General features: G+C 34.3%; 19 protein-coding genes and 1 pseudogene. 18 read left to right on the forward strand and 2 right to left on the reverse strand.

All coding sequences use genetic code 11. The features are described from left to right. The 8 genes from JFL43_RS08185 to aepY all read left to right on the forward strand — a co-directional run bounded on the left by JFL43_RS08185 (position 1) and on the right by aepY (position 8,622). Complete coding sequence (locus JFL43_RS08185) at positions 1 to 885, forward strand: SDR family oxidoreductase (RefSeq protein WP_200748644.1); 885 nt, start codon at positions 1 to 3, stop codon at positions 883 to 885. Next, entirely contained in the window at positions 875 to 1,954 is a 1,080-nt protein-coding gene (locus tag JFL43_RS08190) for an N-acetylneuraminate synthase family protein (RefSeq protein ID WP_200748645.1), read from the forward strand. Before JFL43_RS08185 ends, JFL43_RS08190 begins: the two co-directional genes overlap by 11 nt. Beyond that, a complete protein-coding gene (locus JFL43_RS08195) occupies positions 1,948 to 2,475 on the forward strand; it encodes a GNAT family N-acetyltransferase (protein ID WP_200748646.1) in 528 nt (175 codons plus the stop codon). The genes JFL43_RS08190 and JFL43_RS08195 overlap by 7 nt, the downstream gene beginning before the upstream one ends. 4 nt (positions 2,476 to 2,479) lie before the next feature. After that, positions 2,480 to 3,517 (forward strand): methyltransferase domain-containing protein, encoded by a 1,038-nt coding sequence (locus JFL43_RS08200; protein ID WP_200748647.1) that lies wholly within the window; start codon positions 2,480 to 2,482, stop codon positions 3,515 to 3,517. 890 nt (positions 3,518 to 4,407) lie between these two features. After that, positions 4,408 to 4,539, forward strand: coding sequence for an N-acetylneuraminate synthase family protein (locus JFL43_RS23445; protein WP_200748648.1), 132 nt, complete (start codon positions 4,408 to 4,410; stop codon positions 4,537 to 4,539). Positions 4,540 to 5,098: 559 nt separating this feature from the next. Next, positions 5,099 to 6,700 (forward strand): phosphoenolpyruvate mutase, encoded by a 1,602-nt coding sequence (aepX, locus tag JFL43_RS08210; RefSeq protein WP_200748649.1) that lies wholly within the window; start codon positions 5,099 to 5,101, stop codon positions 6,698 to 6,700. Between the two features lie 19 nt (positions 6,701 to 6,719). Next, positions 6,720 to 7,457, forward strand: coding sequence for a class I SAM-dependent methyltransferase (locus JFL43_RS08215; RefSeq protein WP_200748650.1), 738 nt, complete (start codon positions 6,720 to 6,722; stop codon positions 7,455 to 7,457). Between the two features lie 25 nt (positions 7,458 to 7,482). Continuing rightward, positions 7,483 to 8,622 (forward strand): phosphonopyruvate decarboxylase, encoded by a 1,140-nt coding sequence (gene aepY, locus JFL43_RS08220; protein ID WP_200748651.1) that lies wholly within the window; start codon positions 7,483 to 7,485, stop codon positions 8,620 to 8,622. Between the two features lie 49 nt (positions 8,623 to 8,671). On the opposite strand, the gene JFL43_RS08225 is transcribed toward aepY, so the two are convergent. Next, on the reverse strand, positions 8,672 to 10,507 hold the full coding sequence (locus JFL43_RS08225) for a 2-aminoethylphosphonate aminotransferase (protein WP_200748652.1): 1,836 nt from the start codon (positions 10,505 to 10,507) through the stop codon (positions 8,672 to 8,674). A 1,193-nt stretch (positions 10,508 to 11,700) separates the two neighbouring features. Here JFL43_RS08225 and JFL43_RS08230 point away from each other — a divergent pair. The 3 genes and pseudogenes from JFL43_RS08230 (at position 11,701) to JFL43_RS08240 (ending at position 15,001) form a co-directional block, all read left to right on the forward strand. After that, the gene (locus JFL43_RS08230; protein WP_200748653.1) at positions 11,701 to 13,740 is read left to right on the forward strand and encodes a sulfatase-like hydrolase/transferase; all 2,040 of its coding nucleotides are present in this window, start codon (positions 11,701 to 11,703) and stop codon (positions 13,738 to 13,740) included. Between the two features lie 352 nt (positions 13,741 to 14,092). After that, positions 14,093 to 14,458: pseudogene (locus JFL43_RS08235) on the forward strand (IS5/IS1182 family transposase); the annotation flags it as partial. 276 nt (positions 14,459 to 14,734) lie between these two features. Beyond that, positions 14,735 to 15,001 carry a helix-turn-helix domain-containing protein gene (locus JFL43_RS08240; RefSeq protein WP_200748654.1) on the forward strand — a complete coding sequence of 89 codons (267 nt, stop codon included), beginning with the start codon at positions 14,735 to 14,737 and terminating at the stop codon, positions 14,999 to 15,001. Here the strand turns inward: JFL43_RS08240 and JFL43_RS08245 are convergent. After that, complete coding sequence (locus JFL43_RS08245) at positions 14,984 to 15,793, reverse strand: flagellin (RefSeq protein ID WP_200748655.1); 810 nt, start codon at positions 15,791 to 15,793, stop codon at positions 14,984 to 14,986. The two genes, JFL43_RS08240 and JFL43_RS08245, sit on opposite strands and share 18 nt — an antisense overlap. 142 nt (positions 15,794 to 15,935) lie before the next feature. On the opposite strand from JFL43_RS08245, the gene JFL43_RS08250 reads away from it, so the two are divergent. The 7 genes from JFL43_RS08250 (at position 15,936) to JFL43_RS23165 (ending at position 23,095) form a co-directional block, all read left to right on the forward strand. Continuing rightward, positions 15,936 to 16,298: a flagellar protein FlaG gene (locus JFL43_RS08250; protein ID WP_100794696.1), complete on the forward strand. Its 363-nt coding sequence runs from the start codon at positions 15,936 to 15,938 to the stop codon at positions 16,296 to 16,298. A gap of 28 nt (positions 16,299 to 16,326) precedes the next feature. Next, positions 16,327 to 18,510: a flagellar filament capping protein FliD gene (gene fliD, locus JFL43_RS08255; RefSeq protein ID WP_200748656.1), complete on the forward strand. Its 2,184-nt coding sequence runs from the start codon at positions 16,327 to 16,329 to the stop codon at positions 18,508 to 18,510. 36 nt (positions 18,511 to 18,546) lie between these two features. Further along, the gene (gene fliS / locus JFL43_RS08260; RefSeq protein ID WP_198517790.1) at positions 18,547 to 18,951 is read left to right on the forward strand and encodes a flagellar export chaperone FliS; all 405 of its coding nucleotides are present in this window, start codon (positions 18,547 to 18,549) and stop codon (positions 18,949 to 18,951) included. Next, the gene (locus tag JFL43_RS08265) at positions 18,951 to 19,310 is read left to right on the forward strand and encodes a flagellar protein FliT (RefSeq protein WP_200748657.1); all 360 of its coding nucleotides are present in this window, start codon (positions 18,951 to 18,953) and stop codon (positions 19,308 to 19,310) included. The genes fliS and JFL43_RS08265 overlap by 1 nt, the downstream gene beginning before the upstream one ends. Before the next feature lie 112 nt (positions 19,311 to 19,422). Next, positions 19,423 to 19,815 carry a PilZ domain-containing protein gene (locus tag JFL43_RS08270; RefSeq protein ID WP_100794693.1) on the forward strand — a complete coding sequence of 131 codons (393 nt, stop codon included), beginning with the start codon at positions 19,423 to 19,425 and terminating at the stop codon, positions 19,813 to 19,815. 128 nt (positions 19,816 to 19,943) lie between these two features. Further along, on the forward strand, positions 19,944 to 20,501 hold the full coding sequence (gene hpf / locus JFL43_RS08275; RefSeq protein ID WP_200748658.1) for a ribosome hibernation-promoting factor, HPF/YfiA family: 558 nt from the start codon (positions 19,944 to 19,946) through the stop codon (positions 20,499 to 20,501). Between the two features lie 206 nt (positions 20,502 to 20,707). Next, positions 20,708 to 23,095 (forward strand): EAL domain-containing protein, encoded by a 2,388-nt coding sequence (locus JFL43_RS23165; protein ID WP_200748659.1) that lies wholly within the window; start codon positions 20,708 to 20,710, stop codon positions 23,093 to 23,095. The last annotated feature ends 43 nt before the right edge of the window (positions 23,096 to 23,138 follow it).

The following is a 23,138-nucleotide window of genomic DNA, read 5'->3' on the forward strand; positions in this document are numbered from 1 at the left end:
GTGGAGATTTTTTTAATAGGATCTAATGGAATGCTAGGCCAAGCTATCCATAATATATTTAAGGATAAAGGAATTAATATTATTACAATTTCACGGTCAAATAGTGACTATGATATTGACTTGATGTATGAAAGCGATATGTTAATGACATTTATAGAAAAAAAAAAACCAAATATAGTGATTAATACAGTTGCTATGATTAATCTTTTAGAATGTGAGAATAATCCAGAAAATGCATATCTCTTAAATGGTCGCTTGCCTGGACAAATTGCAAACGCATGTCGAAAAGCTAATAGCTATTTCATACAAATTTCAACAGATCATTTTTATATAAATGATTATAAATTTCAGCATAGTGAAGAAGATCCTATTTATTTATTAAACGAATATGCACGTACTAAGTTCATTGGAGAAACTCTTTCTTTGACCTATAGGAACACCCTTGTCATCAGAACAAATATTGTAGGCTTTAGAAATAAGGAGAACTCCCCAACTTTTGCTGAGTGGGTATTTAGTACACTCGAAAAAAATGAGAAAATTAACGCATTTGAAGACTTTTATACTTCAAGTATTGATGTATATCATTTCTCATATATATTGCTGGAACTAATAGAAAAGCGAATAACTGGGATAGTAAATTTAGCAGCTAAAGATGTGCTTTCTAAGTATGAATTTATTGTAGCTATAGCCACGAGATTCGAAAAGGAATATTTAGTAGAAAAAGGTTCACTTAAAGTAATGAAAGGAATAGATCGTGCGAATTCATTAGGGCTAAATGTGAATAAACTAGAAGAAATATTGACTGATAATGTAGTACCGACCTCTAATGAAGTAATTGAGTCATTATGTGAAAAATATAAAGAGGGTGAAATGCATGGATTATAAATATGAAATCACAATTGGAAAGAAGAAAATCTCATTTCAGCAACCTACATACTTTATAGCTGATATTGCCTCTAATCATGATAGGGATTTGAACAGGGCGAAAGAATTAATTTGGTTATGTAAAGAAGCGGGTGCAGATGCAGTAAAATTCCAACATTTTCAAGCTGAAAAAATTGTCAGCGATTTGGGCTTTAAACAATTAGTTGGCCAGAGCAGTCATCAATCTAATTGGGAAAAAAGTGTATTCGATATTTTTAAACATTATGAATTAAATCGGAATTGGAATGAAGAGTTACGAGATGAGGCGCTTAAAGCTGAAATCGAATTTTTTACTACACCTTATGATTTTAGTGCAGTGGAAGAGATTGATCCACTAGTAGAAGCTTATAAAATCGGTTCAGGAGATATTACCTGGATAGAGTTTATCGAGCATGTTGCTAAAAAGAATAAGCCTACATTATTAGCAACGGGTGCTGCAGATTTTACAGATGTACAACGCGCAGTAAATACCATTTTGAAATACAACAAAGAAATTGTCTTAATGCAGTGTAATACAAACTATACAGGCAGTTTAGAAAACTTTAAATATATTAACTTGAATGTATTAAAAACATACGCAACAATGTACCCAAATATGATTTTAGGATTGTCAGATCATACACCTGGACATGCGACCGTATTAGGGTCTATAGCTATAGGTGCACGCATCATTGAAAAACATTTTACAGATAATAATAACCGTGTTGGTCCAGATCATCCCTTCTCTATGAATCCTAAAACATGGATAGAGATGGTTGAACGATCAAGAGAGTTAGAAAATGCATTAGGCAATGGTGTTAAAGTAATTGAAGAAAATGAAAAAGAGACGGTAGTAGTACAGCGTAGGGGGATTTATCTAAAGGAAAGTATTGAAGCTGGAATGTTAATAACAGAAAATCATATTGAATTTTTAAGACCTGCGCCTAAAGGGATTTATTTACCATTTGAAGCTAATCAAGTAATTGGTTCTATAATGAAGCAAAGGAAGAATAAAGGGGAACCTATTTTAAAAGGAGACTTCATATGCTAACAGGTACTTATACAGGGTTAAGAGCCATTGAAAGAAATGATTTATCACAATTATTAGAGTGGAGAAATCAACCTGAATTTCGACTTTACTTTAGAGAATTTCGTGAATTAAATGCTGAAAATCAAAATTTTTGGTTTGAGAAATACGTGATGCAAGATTCAAATACTAGAATGTTTGCTATTGTTGATTTAGAAACAAATGAACTAATTGGGGCATGTGGGCTTTGTTATATTGACTGGATAAATAGAAATGCGGATTTTAGCATCTATATCGGCAAAGAAAAATTATATATTGATGAAAAATATGCTATTGATGCAGGTAAAATCATGGAGCAGTATGGGTTTGGTGAATTAAATTTACATAAACTATGGGCTGAGATTTATTCGATAGATAAACAAAAAAAATGTTTTTTTGAAAAATTATCTTTTATGCAAGAAGGGTATTTTAAGGATACTCATTGGACTCAAGGTGAATGGGTAGACTCTATATATTTTGCAAAAATAAATAATTGGGAAGGTTGATAATATGTTGAAAAAGTATGGTAAAAGTTTGGGAGATATTTTTGATATCAAAAAGACTTTTATAGAAAGTAACAATGAATTGTTAAAGGATAACATTAAATTGGCGAAAATTGCAAAAAAACAACCTAAACGTAGCGAATGTAAAAACTGCTCAAATGAGTTGTCAAGAGAAGTATTATTCACAAAACAAGGGATTGACTATCATCTATGTGAAACTTGTAATCATTTAAATAGTATCTATGACGATACAAATGAATTTGCTAAAGCAGTATATGTTGAAGAGGTTACTTCATATTCTAAAACTTATTCAGCAGAAGATAGAAGAAAATGGTTAAGCAGAGTAGATAAAATTTATACTCCAAAAGCAAAATTTTTAGGCGATTTTTTATTAAATACAAACAAAATAACTATTAATTCAGTAATGGATATTGGTGCAGGGTCTGGCTATTTTGTAAAAGCTCTTTTAAATGAAAAATTTATTAATGTTCATGGATATGAGGTGTCAACGACTCAAGTAAATTTTGCCAATAAAATGCTTGGACAAGATCTTGTAGAACAAATTGAGATGGACTCACTAGTGGATATCATAGCAAATTCTGAAGCAGAAATACTAACAATGATTGGTGTTTTAGAGCATTTAACGAATCCTAGAGAAATTTTAAAAGCAATCTCTATGAATAAAAACATAAAATTCTATTACATCTCTTTACCTTTATTTTCTTACTCTGTTTTTTGGGAAATATTGAATGAAAATATATTTAATCGACATTTATATGGAGGGCATACACATTTATATACGAAGGAATCTATAAACTACTTTTGTAAAGAGTTTGACTTCACTTCTTTGGCTGAATGGCAATTCGGAGTTGATGCAATGGATTTATATCGTTTTAGCTTAATACAGATGAAAAGCAAAAATGTTAGCAAAAAGATGATAGATTTATTTTCCGAGAAATTTGTAGATGTAATAGATGATATTCAGCTAACTTTTGATAAGTCTGAATTTTCATCAGAGATACATTTAATCTTGAAAAATAATTAATGAATTAATTTTTTATTAATTATTTTGGATTGGAGATGAAACAAAGCTTAAACTGAATTATTTTGATTTTTCAACTGGTGTAGCCTTCTTTTTTGAGGATTTCAAAGATTTTCGGTGCACCATAACGGCCATCGCTTTCTTTGTCGATGACGCAAATTCGGGCTAATAATTCCTCGTTTTTCACGTGATAACTGTTTGGCTTTTTATGAAAATATTGATAATACATACTTTTAGGCATCTTTAAAACGAGATAGATCAATTGAACGGGTTGATGTTCGCTTTCGTTTGTAATATGGTCGATTATCTCTTGGTCCTCTATTTTTGCGCGAATATGGTCATAGGCTTTTTTAGAATGTCTACCTCTTGTTTTAATCGAAGATTTTCCTTTTGAATTGTAGCTACTTCTGCTGCAGTTAATTCTTGGGTTCCTTCAATTGGTGAATGTAGTTTAATCCATTTTTAAATCGTTACTTCTGAAACACCATATTCGCTAGATAGTTGGCTGACCGGCCTACCTACCTACCTGAGCGATAAAGCTCGATCACCGTTAGTTTAAATTCGTGATTGTATCGTTTTTGTTTCAAAATCGGATACGTCCTCTTGTTATCGCAATCATAGTGATTTAATCGAGGTATGTCCATTCGTCTATACTACATCCAATTACATCGTTAATGGTGCTATTTATATTAATAAAGTTGATGATAGTTTAAATAATGACACAAGCTTAAATGACAATATATATCCATATATTATGGACGATCAGTATAACGTAGATATAGATGATATATCTGATATAGAAAAATGTGAAAGAATGTTGATGAAACTAAAAGAGTAGGTGTCGGTATGGTGGCATGGTGATTTAACCATGCTTTTTTTGATAATGGGATAGTTTGTGGGTAACGGTAATTGAAAAGCACTTTACATTATCTCGAGCTGGTGGTAGCGTAGATTCGATATTTTCAATGGAACCGGAGGAATTGAAGGCATTTGTCGTGAGACAGAACGTGCATGGCAAGGAGTAAATAACATAACGCATATTCTTACTTAAAAGTAAAAAAACTTACATTTTGTTATTCTATTCATGTTTCTAAAGATAGTAAAGTTGGAGAGAAGTTTACTGCAGAGAATAATAAGAATATGCGACCGGGATATGGTTTGGAGTCTAAGTATAATGATAAGATTTTAAATAAATCAGCTAGTAAAGATTATCGAGCTGGCACTCCAATGACTTTAGATGTATGAAAATCTATTTCCTCGCGATCAAAAAAACATTTGCTAGCTACGTTAAGCTACCCTCGACAAAAATGTAAGATACTTAGTTAACGTTTGAGACACATTATAAGAAAGTGGATAATTTCCATTGTCAAATAAAGATGTTTTAATGAAAATACTGGCAAAATATTTATTTGCAAATATCAATTTTTAAGTAAGAAACAGCAAAATGTATGTAGGGATATTAATAGCTACATATCGAATTCTGAATTGTAATAGAATCTTGTATCAAATTTATTTTGAATAATAAAACTATAGTGTAATAAATATTAATTCTGATATACATACATAGGAAGAGGGTATTAGGAAATGAAAAAAACAACGCAGTTAAAAAATATGCTTCAATCAAATAATTTAGAGTTTATCATGGAAGCCCATAATGGTTTATCTGCAAAAATTGTTGAAAATACCGGTTTTAAAGGAATTTGGGCGAGTGGTTTGTCAATTTCCGCTGCACTTGGTGTGCGTGATAATAACGAGGCTTCATGGACACAGGTACTAGAAGTAATTGAATTTATGAGTGATACAACAAATATCCCTATCCTGCTAGATGGTGATACAGGCTATGGCAACTTTAATAATATGCGACGCCTCGTACGAAAACTAGAACAACGTGGCATCGCAGGTGTTTGCATTGAAGATAAATTATTCCCTAAAACAAACTCATTTATTAATAGTGAGGCACAGCCACTTGCAGATATTGATGAATTTTGCGGAAAGATTCAAGCGGCTAAGGATGCACAAACAGATCCAGATTTCGTTGTAGTAGCTCGTGTTGAAGCCTTTATTGCTGGTTGGGGGCTAGATGAGGCACTTAAACGTGCGGAAGCGTACCGTTTAGCGGGTGCTGATGCAATATTAATGCATAGTAAAAAGAGCAATGCATCTGAGATAAAAGCATTTATGGATGCATGGGGTGATCGTCACCCTGTAATTATTGTACCAACAAAATACTATTCAACACCTACAACACATTTTACTGAGTGGGGTGTTAGTCTAGTAATTTGGGCAAATCACAATGTAAGAGCAGCGATTACAGCGATGGAAGAAACAACAAAGCAAATTTTTGAAGATCAAAGCCTGATGAATGTAGAAGGAAGTGTCGCTTCAGTAGGTCACATTTTTGAGCTTCAGGGTGCAAATGAACTGAAAGAAGCAGAAAAAAAGTATTTACCTACGTACGGACAAGAGATGAATGCAATTATTTTAGCAGCATCACGTGGTTTACAACTAGGTGATTTAACAGAAGATATACCCAAAACGATGCTTAAAGTTAATGGCGAACCTATTTTACATACAATGGTCAGTCAATTCAATGCAATTGGTATAAAAGATATTACAGTTGTTAGAGGTTATAAGAGAGAAATGATAGATTTACCTAATGTGAAGATGTTAGATAATATTGATTTCGAACAAACAAAAGATTTAGATTCATTAATTGTAGCTTCAAAAGAAATAAGAGGAACTACGGTTATTGCTTATGGCGATATTCTATTTAAATCATATGTATTGAATGAGCTATTGAATGATGATAATGACATTACCATTGTCGTTGATGCTCATGTTGCAAAAGAAGGTAGAAATCCTCGTGATTTTATTTATGCAAATCAGCATTGTAATAGAAAAGATTTTTCACAAAAAGTCATACTCGAGAAAATGTCTCCGAAAATTCCTGTGGAAAAAGCCTTTGGTGAATTCGTAGGGTTATGGAAAGTAACAGAGACTGGTGCCTCAATTATATTGTCTCATTATGAAAAAGTTAAAGATATTGCAATTTCTGGAAAATGGCAAATCAATGATTTTTTTAATAGTTTGTTAGAAAAGAATGATGTTTATATAAAATATATAGATGGATCATGGTTAGATGTAGATGACATTGTGGATTTACAAAAAGCTGAGGAAATAAAATAAAGTATAGGAGAAGTAGACTGTGAATAAAAATAATTGGAAAAAAATTTGGGGAAATAGAACAATTCATAGCGATAGTTTGAATTTTTTAAGTGACAAAGAAATTTTTATGAAATTAAAAGAAGCGAATGGTTTCGATGTTGTAGATGGAGTATTTACTTATGAAGGCTTTTTAAAACAATATAATGAACTACAAAAAGAAATTCGGGATTACGAGGAAAAGGGAAAAATATCCATACGCAGTTTGTTTGAGGTAGGGTGTGGAAGTGGAGCTAATTTATATCTTTGTTATAAAGATGGGTATACATGCGGAGGAATAGACTATTCCAAAGGATTGATCGAAAGTGCTAAACAAGTATTTTTGGAGGAACAAAGTGTTGAGTTAATCTGTGGCGAAGCGATAGAGTTACCAGTGACGACCAAATATGATGTGTTGTTATCCAATAGCGTATTTGCTTATTTCCTTAACCTAGAGTATGCAACTGACGTACTTAATAAGATGGTTGAGAAATCAAATCATATAATAGCAATTATTGATATTCATGATAAAAGTAAGGAAGAAGATTATATTGAGTATCGTAAGAGGATGACACCTGATTTTGAAGAGAGATATGAAGGGCTACCTAAGTTATTTTATTCTAAGTCATTTTTTGAGGAATTTGCATATAAACGTAATTTAAATGTTGTATTTACAAAAACAAATATAGAAGAATACTGGAATAATGATTTTGTCTACAATTGCTATATGTTTAAGAAGTAGTAACAATTAGGAGTGTGATGAAAAGTTGTTAGAAACCCGAGATTTTGGAAAAGCATTAAGTGAACTATCATATGATTTTTATAGTGGTGTGCCTTGTTCATTCCTAAAATATTTAATTAACTATGCAATTAATGAGGAAGATTTTGTAATGGCTGTAAATGAAGGAGATGCTATAGCGATTTGCTCAGGTGCTTATTTAGGTGGAAGAAAGCCTGTGTTCTTATGCCAAAATTCGGGATTAGCTAATGCTGTTTCACCGCTAACTTCATTGACACATACATTTAAGATACCTATCTTAGGTTTTGTAAGTCTAAGGGGAGAACCAGGCTTGAAGGATGAGCCACAGCATGAATTGATGGGACAAATTACTTCTGAACTGTTAGATACTATGCGGATCAACCATGCAGTGTTATCCCCTAATATCTCTGAAGCATTGCTACAACTTCAAGAAGCTGATAAATATATCGAGAATGGAAAGTCTTTCTTTTTCATTGTTAAAAAAGGAACGTTTGCTAAGGTAGATTTAAAAGGTCAAAAACAACGAAAAGTAATGAAGTCTCAGACAATCGAATTGACTAAGGAATCTCAAAAGGAAAAGCCTTTGCGCATCGAATTATTAAACAGTGTAAAACAAATAACTGATTCAGAGATGTTAGTGCTAGCTACGACAGGACTAACAGGTAGGGAGCTTTATGAGTTAGGAGATACCGCTAATCAGTTATATATGGTTGGATCGATGGGTTGTGTTAGTTCGATTGCTTTAGGGTTAGCGGTTGCTCAACCGAATAAGAAAGTTGTAGCAATTGATGGGGATGGAGCTTTGCTTATGCGAATGGGAGCTATGGCGACACTTAGTTACTATAGTCCTAATAATGTATACCATCTTTTACTAGATAACGGGGCACATGAATCTACAGGTGCACAAGCTACTGTTTCTCCGATAGTAAACTTTGCACAAGTTGCAAGCGCAACAGGATATACTACCGTTAATGAGCTAAAAAGTATCTCTGCTGTTAAAGAAAGTTTAAAACGCTGGAATTCGCAGCCGACATTAACGTTTGGTTATTGTAAAACAGCGATAGGTACCTGTGAGGATTTAGGAAGACCGACAGTGACACCAGTACAGGTTAAAGACAGGTTTATACAATTCGTAAATAATAAATAATAAAACACCACAAGCAGTTTGCAGATACCCAATCAGCTTGTGGTGTATTTTATGAAATTTTCGCTTTCCTAAAATAGTCATGTAATGCATTAATAAAGTGTTCGATATCATTTTTATTGATTTCACCTATATTAGCTATGCGGAATGTATTAAGGTTACCTACTTTTCCAGGGTATATTGTAAAGCCTTTATTAAGTAAAGTATCGTGCATAGTATCGAAATCATAATTAGGGTGTTCTGGCTCATAAATTGCTGTAATAATTTTGGATTGATGTTCAAGTGGGATTATCCATTTGAGCCCAAGTTGCTTCAGGCCTTCAATGAGTACCTCCCAAGACGCTGTATAACGTTGATAACGGTTCTCTATTGTTTCTAGATTTACTTCAATAATCGCTTGCTTAAGAGCATACATAGTTTGTACAGGAGGCGTAAATCGAACTTGATTTGTCTTTTTAAAGTAAATATATTGTGAGAACAAATCAAGGTAATAAGATTTTGCCTTTACATTTGCTAAGGCGTTTAAATGGTTGTTTTCAGCAATAACAAAACCTACGCCAGCCATTCCCTGTATATTTTTATTTGAACTTGCTGCTAAGAAGGAAATATTTTGTTTTTTCATATCGATAGGAATAGCAGCATAAGAGCTCATTGCATCTACAATGAAGACAAGGCTATGTTTTCTACACAGTGTTCCTACAGTATCTAAATTGTTTAATAATCCTGTTGTCGTTTCATTGTGGACAATGGCTAAATGCGTTATAGATTGCTGATTCGTAATAAATTGTTCTAAATCTTCATAGTCTAAAGGAGATATGTAAGCCGAATTATACATTGTATAGTTTATATTATATGTGTCACAAATTTCTTTCATACGCTTACCATATGCGCCATTGTGAACGATAAGTAAGTGATCATTTTCCCCGAATACAGAAGTTAGGATTGCCTCTACGGCTGCAGTACCTGAACCAGGGAATAATGTTGTAGTGTGCTCGTTTTGATCACCTACAATACCAGTGAGTTGTTCTGTTATAAACCGCATAATTTCTCCGAAATCTTGTTCTCGTGGACAAATATCAGATTGAATTTGTGCATATTTCACCGAATTACTTGTAGTAGCAGGACCTGGATTCAACAAAATATTCCGTTTGATCGGCGTGTTCAATAATTGTAATCTTGGGAAAATATTTTTTCTTGCAAAGTCCAAGTGTTCTTCGTTGTCAATCTCACACCATGTATAGTTTGTAATTTTATGAACAAAGATAGCGGATGATTTTAAAGCAACTAGCGCCTCCTCATAATCTAAAGAAGATACATTCGGGGTACGTTGTGCATATTGAGCAATATCATGTAACAGACTAGACGAGATTTTGGAAATACCAACTAATTCTCCGTAGCTTTTGCGTAACTTGTTTAGATTTTTAGATAGCTGAACGAGTTGATATTTCTCAGTAACTTCTATGAAAACCTCATCGTTGGAATTAGTAGGGTTACTTGCTAAAATTACATTATATTCCTTGTGGAAAATGAGTTCCCTTATCCCATTAGAATCGTAAAGTAAATCAGACTCTAGCAATAAAATATCATCGTCTTTGATGAAAGGATAGATACTCAATAAAGTAGCCAAGCTCCCTGTTGAAGCGTATTGAGGATTATGTACACATATTACTTCATCGTAGTTTTGAGCCAGGTTGTCGTAATAATTGTTTTTATAGCCTGTTCCAATGTAAATTTTTTCGATGCCATTTTCCAAAAGTGCTTGAATAGACATTTCAATTAGAGAGCTAGTATGTTCATATACTTGTAAAAAACCTTTTGGTCGTGTTTCTGTGTAGGGACGTAGCCTACTACCTAAGCCGGCTGCAAGAATAACCGCCGTTTTAACCATGTAAATCACTCCTTTATTTATATATATAGTATACCACGACTATTAATTAACCAAATATAAGAAAATTATCTTCGCTGGATTTCCTCAATCTAGATAGAAAATCAACAACCGTACTTTGCCATTTCACCCTAATGACTAAGCTAAATACGTGCGAGCGAAACAACGGAAAGAGATTGATTTTCTAATATTTTTTTTCACTAGCGATTAATAGTTGCACAAATAAGAGGGTTTTTTGGAGTTGCCAAATAGAATGGGAATATTTAAGTAACCTTTTATCCAATGAGAAAAAATAGATATCTCATCTAGCTTTATACATGTTGGAAATTTCATCCTCGCTTACGTCCGTAACGTTCATAACCACGCGGGTACATTCGAGTCGGCTGTTGCATCCAGCTAAGCGAATGCAAGCGATGTAGTTCGACATTATCATGCAGGAGAATTACGAAGGACTGTTGAACTATCGAATCCGACATGCTTACCTTATGCGAGATTTTGTACAAGGATGAATACCTTGTTCTCAAGAGAAGCAGCAGCTGGCTTATCGTGGCTTTGTCCTCTGGTTTCTTTCACTTAAAGTGGCATTCCAGTTTCCGTTGTGTAAGAGATATGAAGTTTGATACCAGGCCTCATCATGACATGGTGCCCATGGTAACCTTATTCTTAATAACCGTAATTGTGGTGGAATACACAAGTAGAAGGGTTTATTTCATCACTTTTGTTCGATATCTTGTTCGATTTCATTTAGTGATAAGAAAATGGATAAGGTCTTTGGCAATTTCGTATGGAATCTCACCTTCCTTCTTACTGATGGCTGAATTATGAATAGGTGAAAGCCAGATTGACACCATTACTTCAGCACCATCTCGAAAATCCGTCTATTTCTCAAATGCAACTGCCATAAAGAAAACGAGCACATCATCTACATGAAATTTCATGCTCCAACTTCATAGTCATGCCTTTCTACAAAAGCCATTAATTCTCCGTTTGAAATTAGAGTGGATAAAAGCTTTGAAATTGTGTTAAACTGTTTCATAGAGGACAACTTTTCTGTAAAACGATGTTGGTTTTGACGCTTTACATCGTACCAGAATGGTGTCCTTTTTCTATGGTTTATTTGTGAAAAACTAGATGATTAACAGGTGTGGTAGTGTATTCGTGTCACACTGAATAGGAAGTAGAAAGGAAGTTTTAAGATGTCAAAACAACAAAAAGAATCTGTATTTGTAAAAGAAATCATAGCACTACATAATCATATCGAAAATTGTATGACGCATCTTGAATTTGAGGAAGCGCTGACAGCGATTACGCGGTTGGGTGAAATCTGTAAGACAGAAATATACTACATAAGTTTATCCACATTGTATTTTAATAATGAAAAGATAAATGAAGTGAAGGAAGTGGTAGACGAAGGGTTATTTGAATATCCATTTTCCTATTCACTGCATTTTAATGGAAGTATTGCCGAATATTTATTAGGTCAATATGATAAAAGTTTTTATCATGTTGGGAAGTGTTTGCGCTACGCAGGAAATAGCGAACAAGAGGAAGCGGCGAAAGGAAATTTGAATGGTTTAATAGATGGTGTACAACAGCAAAATAAGATATCGATGGAAGAACTCAAAGTACAGCTTCTAAAAGTTAAGAAAATTGCAAATGAGGAAGATCAACGTAGTTACCCAATCAATCAATATGGTGAAAGCATGATAAGGAAAGTAAGGAAACAAAAAATAGATAGCGAAGTAATGACTAATATGTATAAATCCTGTTTTTTAGATGATGTAGAGGGAACTACGAGGTTTCTATGTAAATCAGAGTTATTAAAAGGGAAAGCTTGTACGTCAAAGCATTTCTTTTTCGAAGATAGAACAGCGCTGCCAGTGTCATTTATAGACGATGTCACAGATATTTCGATTAAATATAATGAAACTTTATTAAAATATCAGAAAGGAACATTGGATTATAAGCAGTTCAATTATTTAACGTTTGATAAAGGCGAGGTTGCAATAAAATCAGAAGACCCTATCTTTATAGGTACTCCAATTCCTTTAATTGAAGAAAAGAAACCGTATCGTTTAGTATTGCACTTATTTGTTGATGCAATTTCTCAAAAGTATTTAGAGGATGTTGGGCTAGAGAATGCAATGCCAAATACATATACATTTTTTAAAGAAGGTTATATGAATAAAAATGCTTATGCTACTGCCGAATGGACATTACCTAGCTTAGCAAGTGTGAGTACAGGGAAAAACGCTGTTGAACATGGGTTATACCATCCTAACTACGCGTATGATTTGTCCAAGAAAAATAAATTACTACTAACAAATATTAAGGAAGCGGGCTATTATACGGCTCATTTTAATAATGATTGGCGTTCAGTTCCTAATTACGGGTATGATCAAGCTTTTGATCGTGTTGTGTATCAAAATGCGATGGGTGGATATGAAGCTAGTGAAATTATTGGAGAAGCTATAGAACACATTGAAACATATAAAAATAAGAATAATTATGTTTGGTTAACATTAACAGATTTGCATGATGTGCCGGATGAAATTCATAAAAACCTTATGGGACAGGTGTTACTTGATGCAAAATACCGTACCAAAAAAGAAATAGGTATTACTTCTGTTAGGACATCGTATGATGAAAATAAAACTGAACGCTATTATCATGAATTGAAGAGATTAGATACACATTTAGCAACTCTATATGGCTATATTCAAGCGACTTATGATAAGGAAGAGGTTTTGATAGTACTTAATTCAGATCATGGGCAAAGTTTTTTAGCAGAATCACCATATCATTTTATGCATGAATATCGTAGAAAAGTACCTCTAATGATATTCGGCGGTGGCATTAGTGCGATGGTTAGTAACGAATTAACAAGTGGGGTAGATATTTATCCTACCCTATTAAATATACTAGATATAGAACTGGATTCATGTCAAGACGTGGACGGGCAAATTATGAAAGATTTTGGGGGAAAAGAAAGGGAGTTTGCCTTAACAGAATCTTATCATCCGGATCAAACATATAAAGCAGTTATAGAAACAAATGAATTTACAATTTACTATGAAACCAACGATGAAGTTGATAATCAAGGTAAGGTAGATATGTTGCAATATTCAGTAGACATAGAAATTAAAGGTATGGAAAGAAATGTAGAGCAACTACACGAGAAAATATCCTATTATGAAGACTATATTATTCGGAAAAGAGCAGTGTTGCAGCGATAGGTGATTTTACTTTCTATTATGAAAGCAGACTTTATGATTAATAGCTAGTTCATTTGAAATAGTAATTACTCTTTTAATATAGAGAGTGATTGCTATTTTTTATGCATCATAAAAAAGGTATATGAAACGTACTGAGGTTTTTGAGTACCACTTGTTGAATTTTATCTAGTATAGATGATAAAGAAGTTATGTAGGGGAAAATGAAAAAAGGATGCGATTACACGGGGAAATGATTAGAAGAAATCCAACAGGTGTTGAAAATAGAAAAGAACGCTCGCTTATATCGAGGCCACTGAAAAAGTCTATCTATTTTCTTGTATAATAGATGTACTAATTCCAGGTGGTGTATTCGATGGTTTCCAACCAACAATCTCTTAACCTTAGTCCTTTTATGGCTATTTACGATATTCTCGTGCCTAAGGCCAATCAGCTTTAGATGAATTACAAAATAAATATTGTCTCTATAACGGTCGCAATCGCATTGGAAAAGGAAGTCATTAAAAGTAAGTCCATCATCGTCGATGCCACTCATACAAAAGCACGTTATAACCAAAAATCACCGAAAGAATTTTTAGTAGAAAAATCTAAATTACTTCACAAAGCTGTTTATCAAATCGATAAAAATATGAAAGAAAAATTCCCGTCAAAAGCAACGACAAACAAATTGGCTGATGAAATCACATGTTGTCAAAAAGTCATTCAAGCTATTGAAAATGAGGGAGGCAGAGTAAGAAATACGAAAGGAAAAGGTGACAAATTTAAAAAGCGTTACTTTTTCAGTGGCCTCCTTATATCCACGGTATCAAGTGATTCTGCTTCACTTGCAAGGCCATATGAATCCGGAAATCGCAGCAACTGTAGACCTTTAATGAGAATACGTTCAGCACTTATATTGAAAAATACAGGTAATTTGGTATAGCTGGCTTCTCCTGGTGCACCTCGTCGGTTTACACAAGATTAAGAAGAACAGATACTGGATGTTACGTTGCATTTGATGCCTGCAGAAATCGGTTTGAAAACGGGTATGAATTGGACTCGTCAGTTGTTACGCGAATGGATTAAACACAAATTTAATATTGAGTATGCCGATACTGGAGTGCTTAATCTTCTCCATTGGGGTTTAGTCATACGCGCCCGACCAGCCTTCATGCCGATTAATATATCTGTCCTAAAATTGCATTTACGATATGGGTATGAAAAAAAGAAAAATCCTTTAGCAAATTCGCTAAAGGATTTTTCTTCTTTATTTAAACAATCCTAACACAGCTTGAACATCACGATTTGTATTTTGAATCAATAATTCATGGCCTTTTTGAACGATGTTTTGTTTTACTAAATCCATCATTTCAAGCGCCATATCTGGATCGCGAATTAGTGATTCGGATTTTTGTAAGCTTTCCTCAGCACGACCTACATTTTCATGATGTGAAGATAGTGCATTATAATTAGAGCCGACATTAGCTAAGTCTTTTGAAATTCGTTCGATAGCTTTGTCGATTTTACTGATTAAAGCGTCAGCATTTTCACGGGTTTCCAAGTTTGCACTTTCAATCCCTAATGCTTTTGTACTCACATCAACTGTATCAATAGCGAGTTTTTGTCCAGCATTTGAACCGACTTGGATAAATAGTGGACGGATTTCGCCCAGAATTCGTTGTGTGTTGAATTCTAAATCATCAGCTGTATCATTGATTGACTCCATTAATTGGTCTAACTCTTTTTGAGCAGCATGACGATCGTCTTCTGTTAGTGTATCATTTGCTGCTTGTACTGCTAATTCACGGCTACGATGTAATGCAGTATTAACACCTTGTAGACCAGAATCAGTTACTTCTAAAACAGATAGTCCGTCCTGTATATTATGTTGTGCACGGGACAAGCCTTTAATCTGTGCACGCATCGTTTCAGAAATACTGAGTCCTGAAGCATTTAATGAAGCCCTAACAATTTTATCTCCGCCTGATAACTTCTCAAGTGTTTTCGTGATTCCAGATTGATTTTTTTGAACACGGTTATTTGCAAAAGTCACCCATGTTTTATCTTGTATTCTCAATCTATTCACCTCCATGTGAAATATTTGTTTCCAAATGTAATATCGGTTGAATCTTGTGAAATTTTTAGATTGGGTGAAAGATTCTTAGATGTCTCCGATAATAACAGTAAGAAATATTGTGAGTGTAGGAGGATTGAGTCGAATGCGAATATCGCCACAAGCACCCATAGAGAATGTCACAACTACTGTTGTACCACAAGATAAGTCATCAACTGTGAAAGTAAATGACATGGATATGTTGATAAAAGTACAACAGCAGTCACACCAAGATGAACAGCCAACAAAAGAGACGTTAGAAAGAGCAATTAACGCTTTAAATGAATTTATGGAGTTTCATAATAAAAACTCGAAATTTGTGTTACATGATGGGCTAAATCGTTACTTCGTACAAGTAGTAGACACAAAAACAGAAGAGGTGGTACGTGAAATCCCACCAAAAAAACTGTTAGATGCTTATTACACAATGCAAAAGTATTTAGGTAAGGTAGTAGACGAAACAATTTAAAAAGCAAGATTACTGGGAGGTAATATAAATGGTAAACCGTATAGGTGGATTAGCATCAGGAATGGATATTGATGCATTAGTAGAAAAGTTAATGTCGGCAGAACGTGCGCCGTTAAACAAATTAAATCAAAAGAAAACAACCTATGAATGGCAACGTGATGCTTATCGTGGAATAAATACAAAAATGAAAACATTTAGTGATTATTTACTAGACAACTTCAGATTATCAAGTAATTTTGTGAGTAATAAAGTGAATGTATCAAATAAGGCTATATCTGCAACTGCAGGTTCTGGCGCTAGTGGTACTTTAAATATTCAAGGGATAGGTAAATTGGCAACAGCAGCAACTTCAAAAGTTACGACTCCGGCTACACTATCGAAAAATGCGCTCAGCAGCGATGATAAATTATCAGACTTTGGTGTAGCAACTTCTGGAGAATTGAAAATTAAGGTTAATGGTGAAGAAAAAACATTAGTACTAAATGCAGACACAACACTGTCTGATTTGCAAACTACACTAGGATCCGGTGTTTTAAAGGTATCAGGTGGAAAATTAACGTTTGAAAATTCAAATGTTGTAGTGGATGATGATGATACAAAAGACCAATTAAAGAATTTAGGTGTAACATTTAGCGATACTTTTGACGTGGGTGGTTCGAAAAAAGTAGATATTGCTAATACTGAAGACCTTTCTTCTTTAGGTATTACTGGAACTTTGACTTTTAAAGTAGGAGATACTATAAAAACATTAACTGTAGGTCCTGATAATTCAGATCCAGATACAATAACAACTGTTCAAGATTTAATGAATAAATTGGGCAGTAATTTTAAATTATCTTTGAAAGGTGGAAAGTTTTCTTTCGGTGCAAGTGGTGTTAGTGTAGCAGATGGAAATACAAAGGAAGCAATAGAAAAACTCGGTTTTGATGTAGGGAACAAAGTTGCTTCAACAGAGTTAAAGTATGCTACAGGAGGTAGTAACGGAACTTTAACAAGTGCATCTCTTCTTGGTGAGTTAGATATTACTAACGGTAAATTGGAATTAGAGATAATTGGTAGTAATGGAAAAATGAGTACTTCGACTATTTCCTATAGCGAATCAGATTCTATTGAGTCATTTATGAAAAAATTAAATGGAGCAGGATTAACAGCACTAGTTACAGCAGATGGTAAGATGTCCATCACAGCTAACTCTACTGGACAGGGAATAGATGGGGCAGCAATCCGTATAAAATCTGAAAAAACTGATGAAGAAATTCCGACTGAAAAAGATGCTAACGAGGGAGTACTTAAAAAGTTAGGATTTAGTATAGGTAACGATGGTAAAACGATTGCAGACGGAACTGATTCTGAATATATGGTAAATGGTTTAAAGATGACAAGTAAATCAAATGCAGTTACAATTTCTGGTTATTCAGTGACCTTAAACGAAACTTATAATGCTACAGTTGATGGTACGGGTAATATACTTTACGGTAGTGAATCTGCAATTTCTGTATCATCTGACAAAGACATCGATTCAATGGTAGACAAAGTAAAAGAATTTGTCTCTAAATACAACGAGTTAATCGCAGGGATTAACGATCAATTAAAAGAAACAAAATACCGTGCTTTTACACCATTAACTGCTGAGCAAAGGAAAGACATGTCCGAAAGTGAACAAAAACTTTGGGATGAAAAGGCTAAGAGTGGTCTATTACGCGGCGATTCAATTTTACGTAGTGGTCTAGGTGATATGCGTACGGCTATTTATGGCCAAGTTAAAGGTCTAGGCGAAAAAGTTATCGATACAATGTTTGAAATGGGAATTACGACTACAAGTACAATAAGTGATGGTGGTAAGTTAGTAATCGATGACAAAAAATTACGTAAAGCATTAGAGGAAGATCCAGATCGTGTTGTTAAAACGTTAACGCAAACAGGTAGTAAAACAGCTGCTGAAGGAGATACACGTGGTATAATACAACGCTTACGTGACTCAATGGAAACTTTTACAAAAAACATTGAGAAAAAAGCTGGTCGATCTACAATGACTGATAGTCAATATACAATTGGTAAAAGTTTAATTAGTACTGAAGACCGCATCACTGCACTAACAGCGCGCCTAAAAGACGTTGAAACACGTTACTGGAAGCAATTCACTGCAATGGAACAAGCAATTAACAAAGCCAACTCACAATCGTCATATTTCGCCCAATTTAGTGGACAATAACTGGTATAATAGTAGTAAACATTTCAAAGGAGTTGTATGATTTTGGCAGCACAATCAGCACATCAAGCTTATAAACAAAATAGTGTGACGACTGCATCCCCTGGTGAGCTTACATTAATGCTTTATAATGGCTGTATTAAGTTTTTGCATAAAGGCAAATTAGCTATTGGGGCTAAAGATGTGGAAGCGAAAAATACAAATCTACTAAAAGCACAAGCAATCATCTCTGAGTTAATGTCAACATTAAACATGGATATTGAGATTTCGGAACAAATGCTGAATTTGTATGAATATATGAATCGCCGTCTAGTTGAAGCGAATATTCAAAATGATGTAGCGATCATTGATGAAGTTGAAGGTTATGTTGTAGAATTCCGCGATACATGGAAAGAAGTTATTCGCTTAAATCGTAAACAACAATTTACTGGGGATCAGATTTAATGGAGCAAGTGCAGCAATTGCTAATTGCATCTGAACAGCTATACTCACACTTGACCAGTCTACCAGCTGATAAAGAACGTGATGCTTATATCGAAAAAATAGATTCTCTCTTAGATATTCGCGGAGCCATTATTAATGATTTACAGGCGAATTTTCCTGATGCTTTATGCAATCATCCACTAACGGAGCACCTTGTTAAGTTAGATAAAGGCATTCAAGAGCGTCTTTTGAAGGTTAAAAATTTGATTAAAGTTGATATGCAGCAACTTCAAACTACTAAAACATCAGAACAAAAGTACACCAATCCATATGCATCTGTTCGTACGATGGATGGTATGTACTTCGACGGTAAAAAATAACTCAAACCCTCCTTTTTCCAGGAGGGTTTTTTATAATTATTTAGACCTATCTATTTCCTAAGATAAATACTTTGTATATAATAAAATTAAATCGTAAAGAAGGTGAGCTCTGATGAAATATAATCGCTTGGAGTCGTTTCGACATATTCTTCAAGAACCTGTGAAAGCTGATTTTCGTTTGTGTATGGATGGTAAAGAACAGGGTAAATTATCGAGTAAGGTTGAGTGTCTGATCCTTGATTTGAGTCCGAGTGGTGTGAAGATTTCGACGCCAATAAATTTGCCTGCGGAGCATTATTTGATTCGAATGGAGTTGACGTTTGTTCTTTATTCGAAGCCGATTCGTGCGATGGGTGATGTAAAGTGGAAGAGGTTGGAGCATGGTTCTGTTTTATATGGTGTGGATTTAGATAAAGATAATGCGGTTGAAGAGATGATTATTTCGGAACTGAAGGCCAGACGTCGTATTGAAGTAAAAAGCAAAAAAGCTGCTTCTGAGGGGTGAGTTTTTCGGTATTTCGACAATTTCCTACAAAATCTCTATAATTTTTAAATTTTTTTTGCGTTTTAAGAAGGAGTTTTCGGGGAAATGTAGAATAAGTAATACATGGTTGAAATAAAGGAGGAGTTTACATGCTAACATTTAACATTCGTGGTGAAAATATTGAGGTGACTCCAGCAATTCGAGAGTACGTTGAAAGCAAAATCCAAAAAATGGAGCGTTATTTCAACGAAGATTTCGAGGCAACAGCTAACGTTAACTTGAAGCTTTACAATGATAAGCAAACTAAAGTTGAAGTAACTATTCCTATGAAAAACCTAACATTACGTGCTGAAGAGCGCAATGCAGATTTATATGCAGGGATCGATTTAATTATAAACAAACTGGAGCGACAAATTCGTAAGCACAAAACAAAAGTGAACCGAAAATTCCGTGAGCGTGAAGGTGTAGGCTATTACTTTGCTACAGTTCAATCATCGACAGCAGCAGCTGTTGCTGAGGAAGAGGACGAATTGACAATCGTGCGTACTAAACAGTTCTCATTAAAACCGATGGATCATGAGGAAGCTGTACTTCAAATGAATTTACTTGGTCACGACTTCTACATCTTTACAGATGCTGAATCAGATGGAACCAACATTGTTTACAAACGTAAAGACGGTAAATATGGCTTAATTGAAACGAATTAACTTATAATCATCACTATTATCACATCCCTCGTTGAAAAACGAGGGATGTTTTTTTATTCTATAATCTTTATGCATAACGTAACATAACCATGTGAAATAATTTAATATGAATAATTTTCCAAATTTAATATTTATATTGCAATTTTCATGCTATGTAATAAAATAGTTATATAATAGTACTATTGTATTAAAATGAGGTGGTGTTAGTGGTTAAAAAGTTATGGGTTAATAAGATAAGCTTTACTTGGAAAGTTTTAGTGCCTATGTTAATCGTCGTACTTTCTTTTTTTATACTTATTGCAACTTTCACATATTCAAATATAAAGAAAATACATTTGCAACAATTAGAAAGGGAACTTTCCCTCGAAATTGATAGTATTGAGAAGCAATTTTCAAATGAATTATCCCAAAAAGGAAAGGTTGCTCAGTGCATTGCAGAAAAAACAGTGGTGGATAAGTTTTTACAACATAGCAATAGACGTGGCAATGCGAAATCTTTTGACTTATATAAGTCTGTGCAGCAACTGTTAGATGATGCCAAAAGTATGAACGGGCATATTGATCTCGCTTGGGTTGCTAATGTTGATGGAGAAATTATTTTAGGTAATTCTAGTGTTCCATCTGAGGATATATATAAATTGAAAAAACGCCCGTGGTTTACCCTGGCTGTAAAACAAGAGGATGTCTTTTATACTAAGCCATATGAGGATGAGTATATGAAAAGGCGTACGATTAGCATCATTTATCCAATTACCTCAAATAACAAGAGAACCGGTTATGTCGGAATTGATGTGGCGTTAAATAATCTTTTACCAATGTCTAATCCGGGTGGTATTACGGGTCAAAATATCGTCCTATTATCATCGAATAGCGAAATTTTATTAGATGACCACCGTATGTGGCCACTGTTCGAGGATGAGAATATTCCATTGAACGTTCCTTCACCTGTCTCTAACGCTAAAGGTGCATATTATGTCGAATTGAGAGAAGTTACTAATAGTGATTGGAAAATGGCTGTTTATGTCCTAGAGGAAAAAGTTTTAGCACCATTAAAGGGTTTTCAAAAAAAGATTATCTTTTTCTGGTTAATCGCTATGCTCATTTTATTTTTTGTCATTAAGGCTGTTTTGAAATATTCAATGAGAGATTTCAATTCGGTTGTGGATCAATTAAAGCAAATTGAAAATGGAGATTATACGAAGAAAATAAAAGTTCAGCGTAAGGATGAAGTTGGTAGAATAGCAGATGCAGCGGAGCACATGGGGAAACAAATACATAAACAGATGGAAATTTTGAATTTCCAAGCGAATTTTGATATGCTGACAAAACTACCAAATCGCAGCTCTATTGAACAAAAAATAGAGAATGGGATTCACCAAAGTCAATTGCAAAATGCAGAAATGACAGTGGCTTTTATTGATGTCGATAATTTTAAAGAAGTGAATGATACATATGGTCATGCGTATGGTGATGAATTGCTAATCCAAATTGGGCAACGTGTACAAGCAAGATTAGGAGAAAATAGCTATTTTGGTCGTTTTGGTGGGGATGAGTTTATTTTATTAATAAAAGCAAATCCTAAAGCAATTCAGCAAAATCTAAAAGAAATACTGCAAATATTCGAAGAGCCATTCGATTTACATGGATATGATGTGTATGCTTCTGTTTCTATTGGTGTTGCAGATTATCCGACAGATAGTTTATCTAGAGGCGGTTTATTGGCGAAGGCCGATACGGCTCTTTATGAAGCGAAGAAGCAAGGTCGAAATCGTATTGAATTTTTCCAAGATGAGATGAAGGACTGCTTTGAAAAGAAGATGCGCCTAGAGGCAGGATTACACACCGCGCTCGAAAATAATGAATTCGAGTTATTTTATCAACCTCAATTGAATGTCTCTTTAGGCTATATGGCAAGTGCTGAGGCGTTAATTCGTTGGAATCATCCGGAGTGGGGAATGGTGTCACCTGCGGAATTTATCCCATTAGCTGAGAGTTCAGGGCGTATAAGTTCCATTGGTGCATGGGTTATTGATGAAGGATTTAAGATGGCGAAAGAGTTAAAACAACATTATCCAAAATTGCAGCGTATCGGTTTAAATGTTAGTTCGGTACAATTGAGGGAGCAAAATTTTGTAGAACAAGTAAAGGTTGCATTAGCAGAATATAATATTGAGCCTTCTTTAATTGAATTTGAAATTACAGAATCGGTAGTTATCGACCGGTTAGAGGAGACTATTGAAAAGCTTTCGGAGTTAAAAAAACTCGGGATTGCGCTTGCTTTAGATGATTTTGGCACGGGTTATTCTTCATTGAACTATTTGCGTCGTTTGCCAATTGATCGTGTTAAGCTGGATCGATCGTTCATTCAAGAAATGGATGAAGACCCTAAGTTGGCAACGATGGTACATCATATTATTGAAATGGCGCATGGTATAGGGCTTGAGGTTGTGGCAGAAGGTGTCGAAACGGAGAAGCAAATGCAGATGCTTAATGCACTACAAGTGGACAAGGTGCAAGGCTATTTTTACAGTAGACCTATTGATCAAAAGGGACTTTACGCATTTATAGATGCAAAATATGGAGAAATTCAATAGAAAAATAACTATCGTTCATTTGCACTAAACATCAAGTCAGTGT

The organism is Viridibacillus soli, from assembly GCF_016612995.1.
GTDB classification, from domain to species: domain Bacteria; phylum Bacillota; class Bacilli; order Bacillales_A; family Planococcaceae; genus Viridibacillus; species Viridibacillus soli.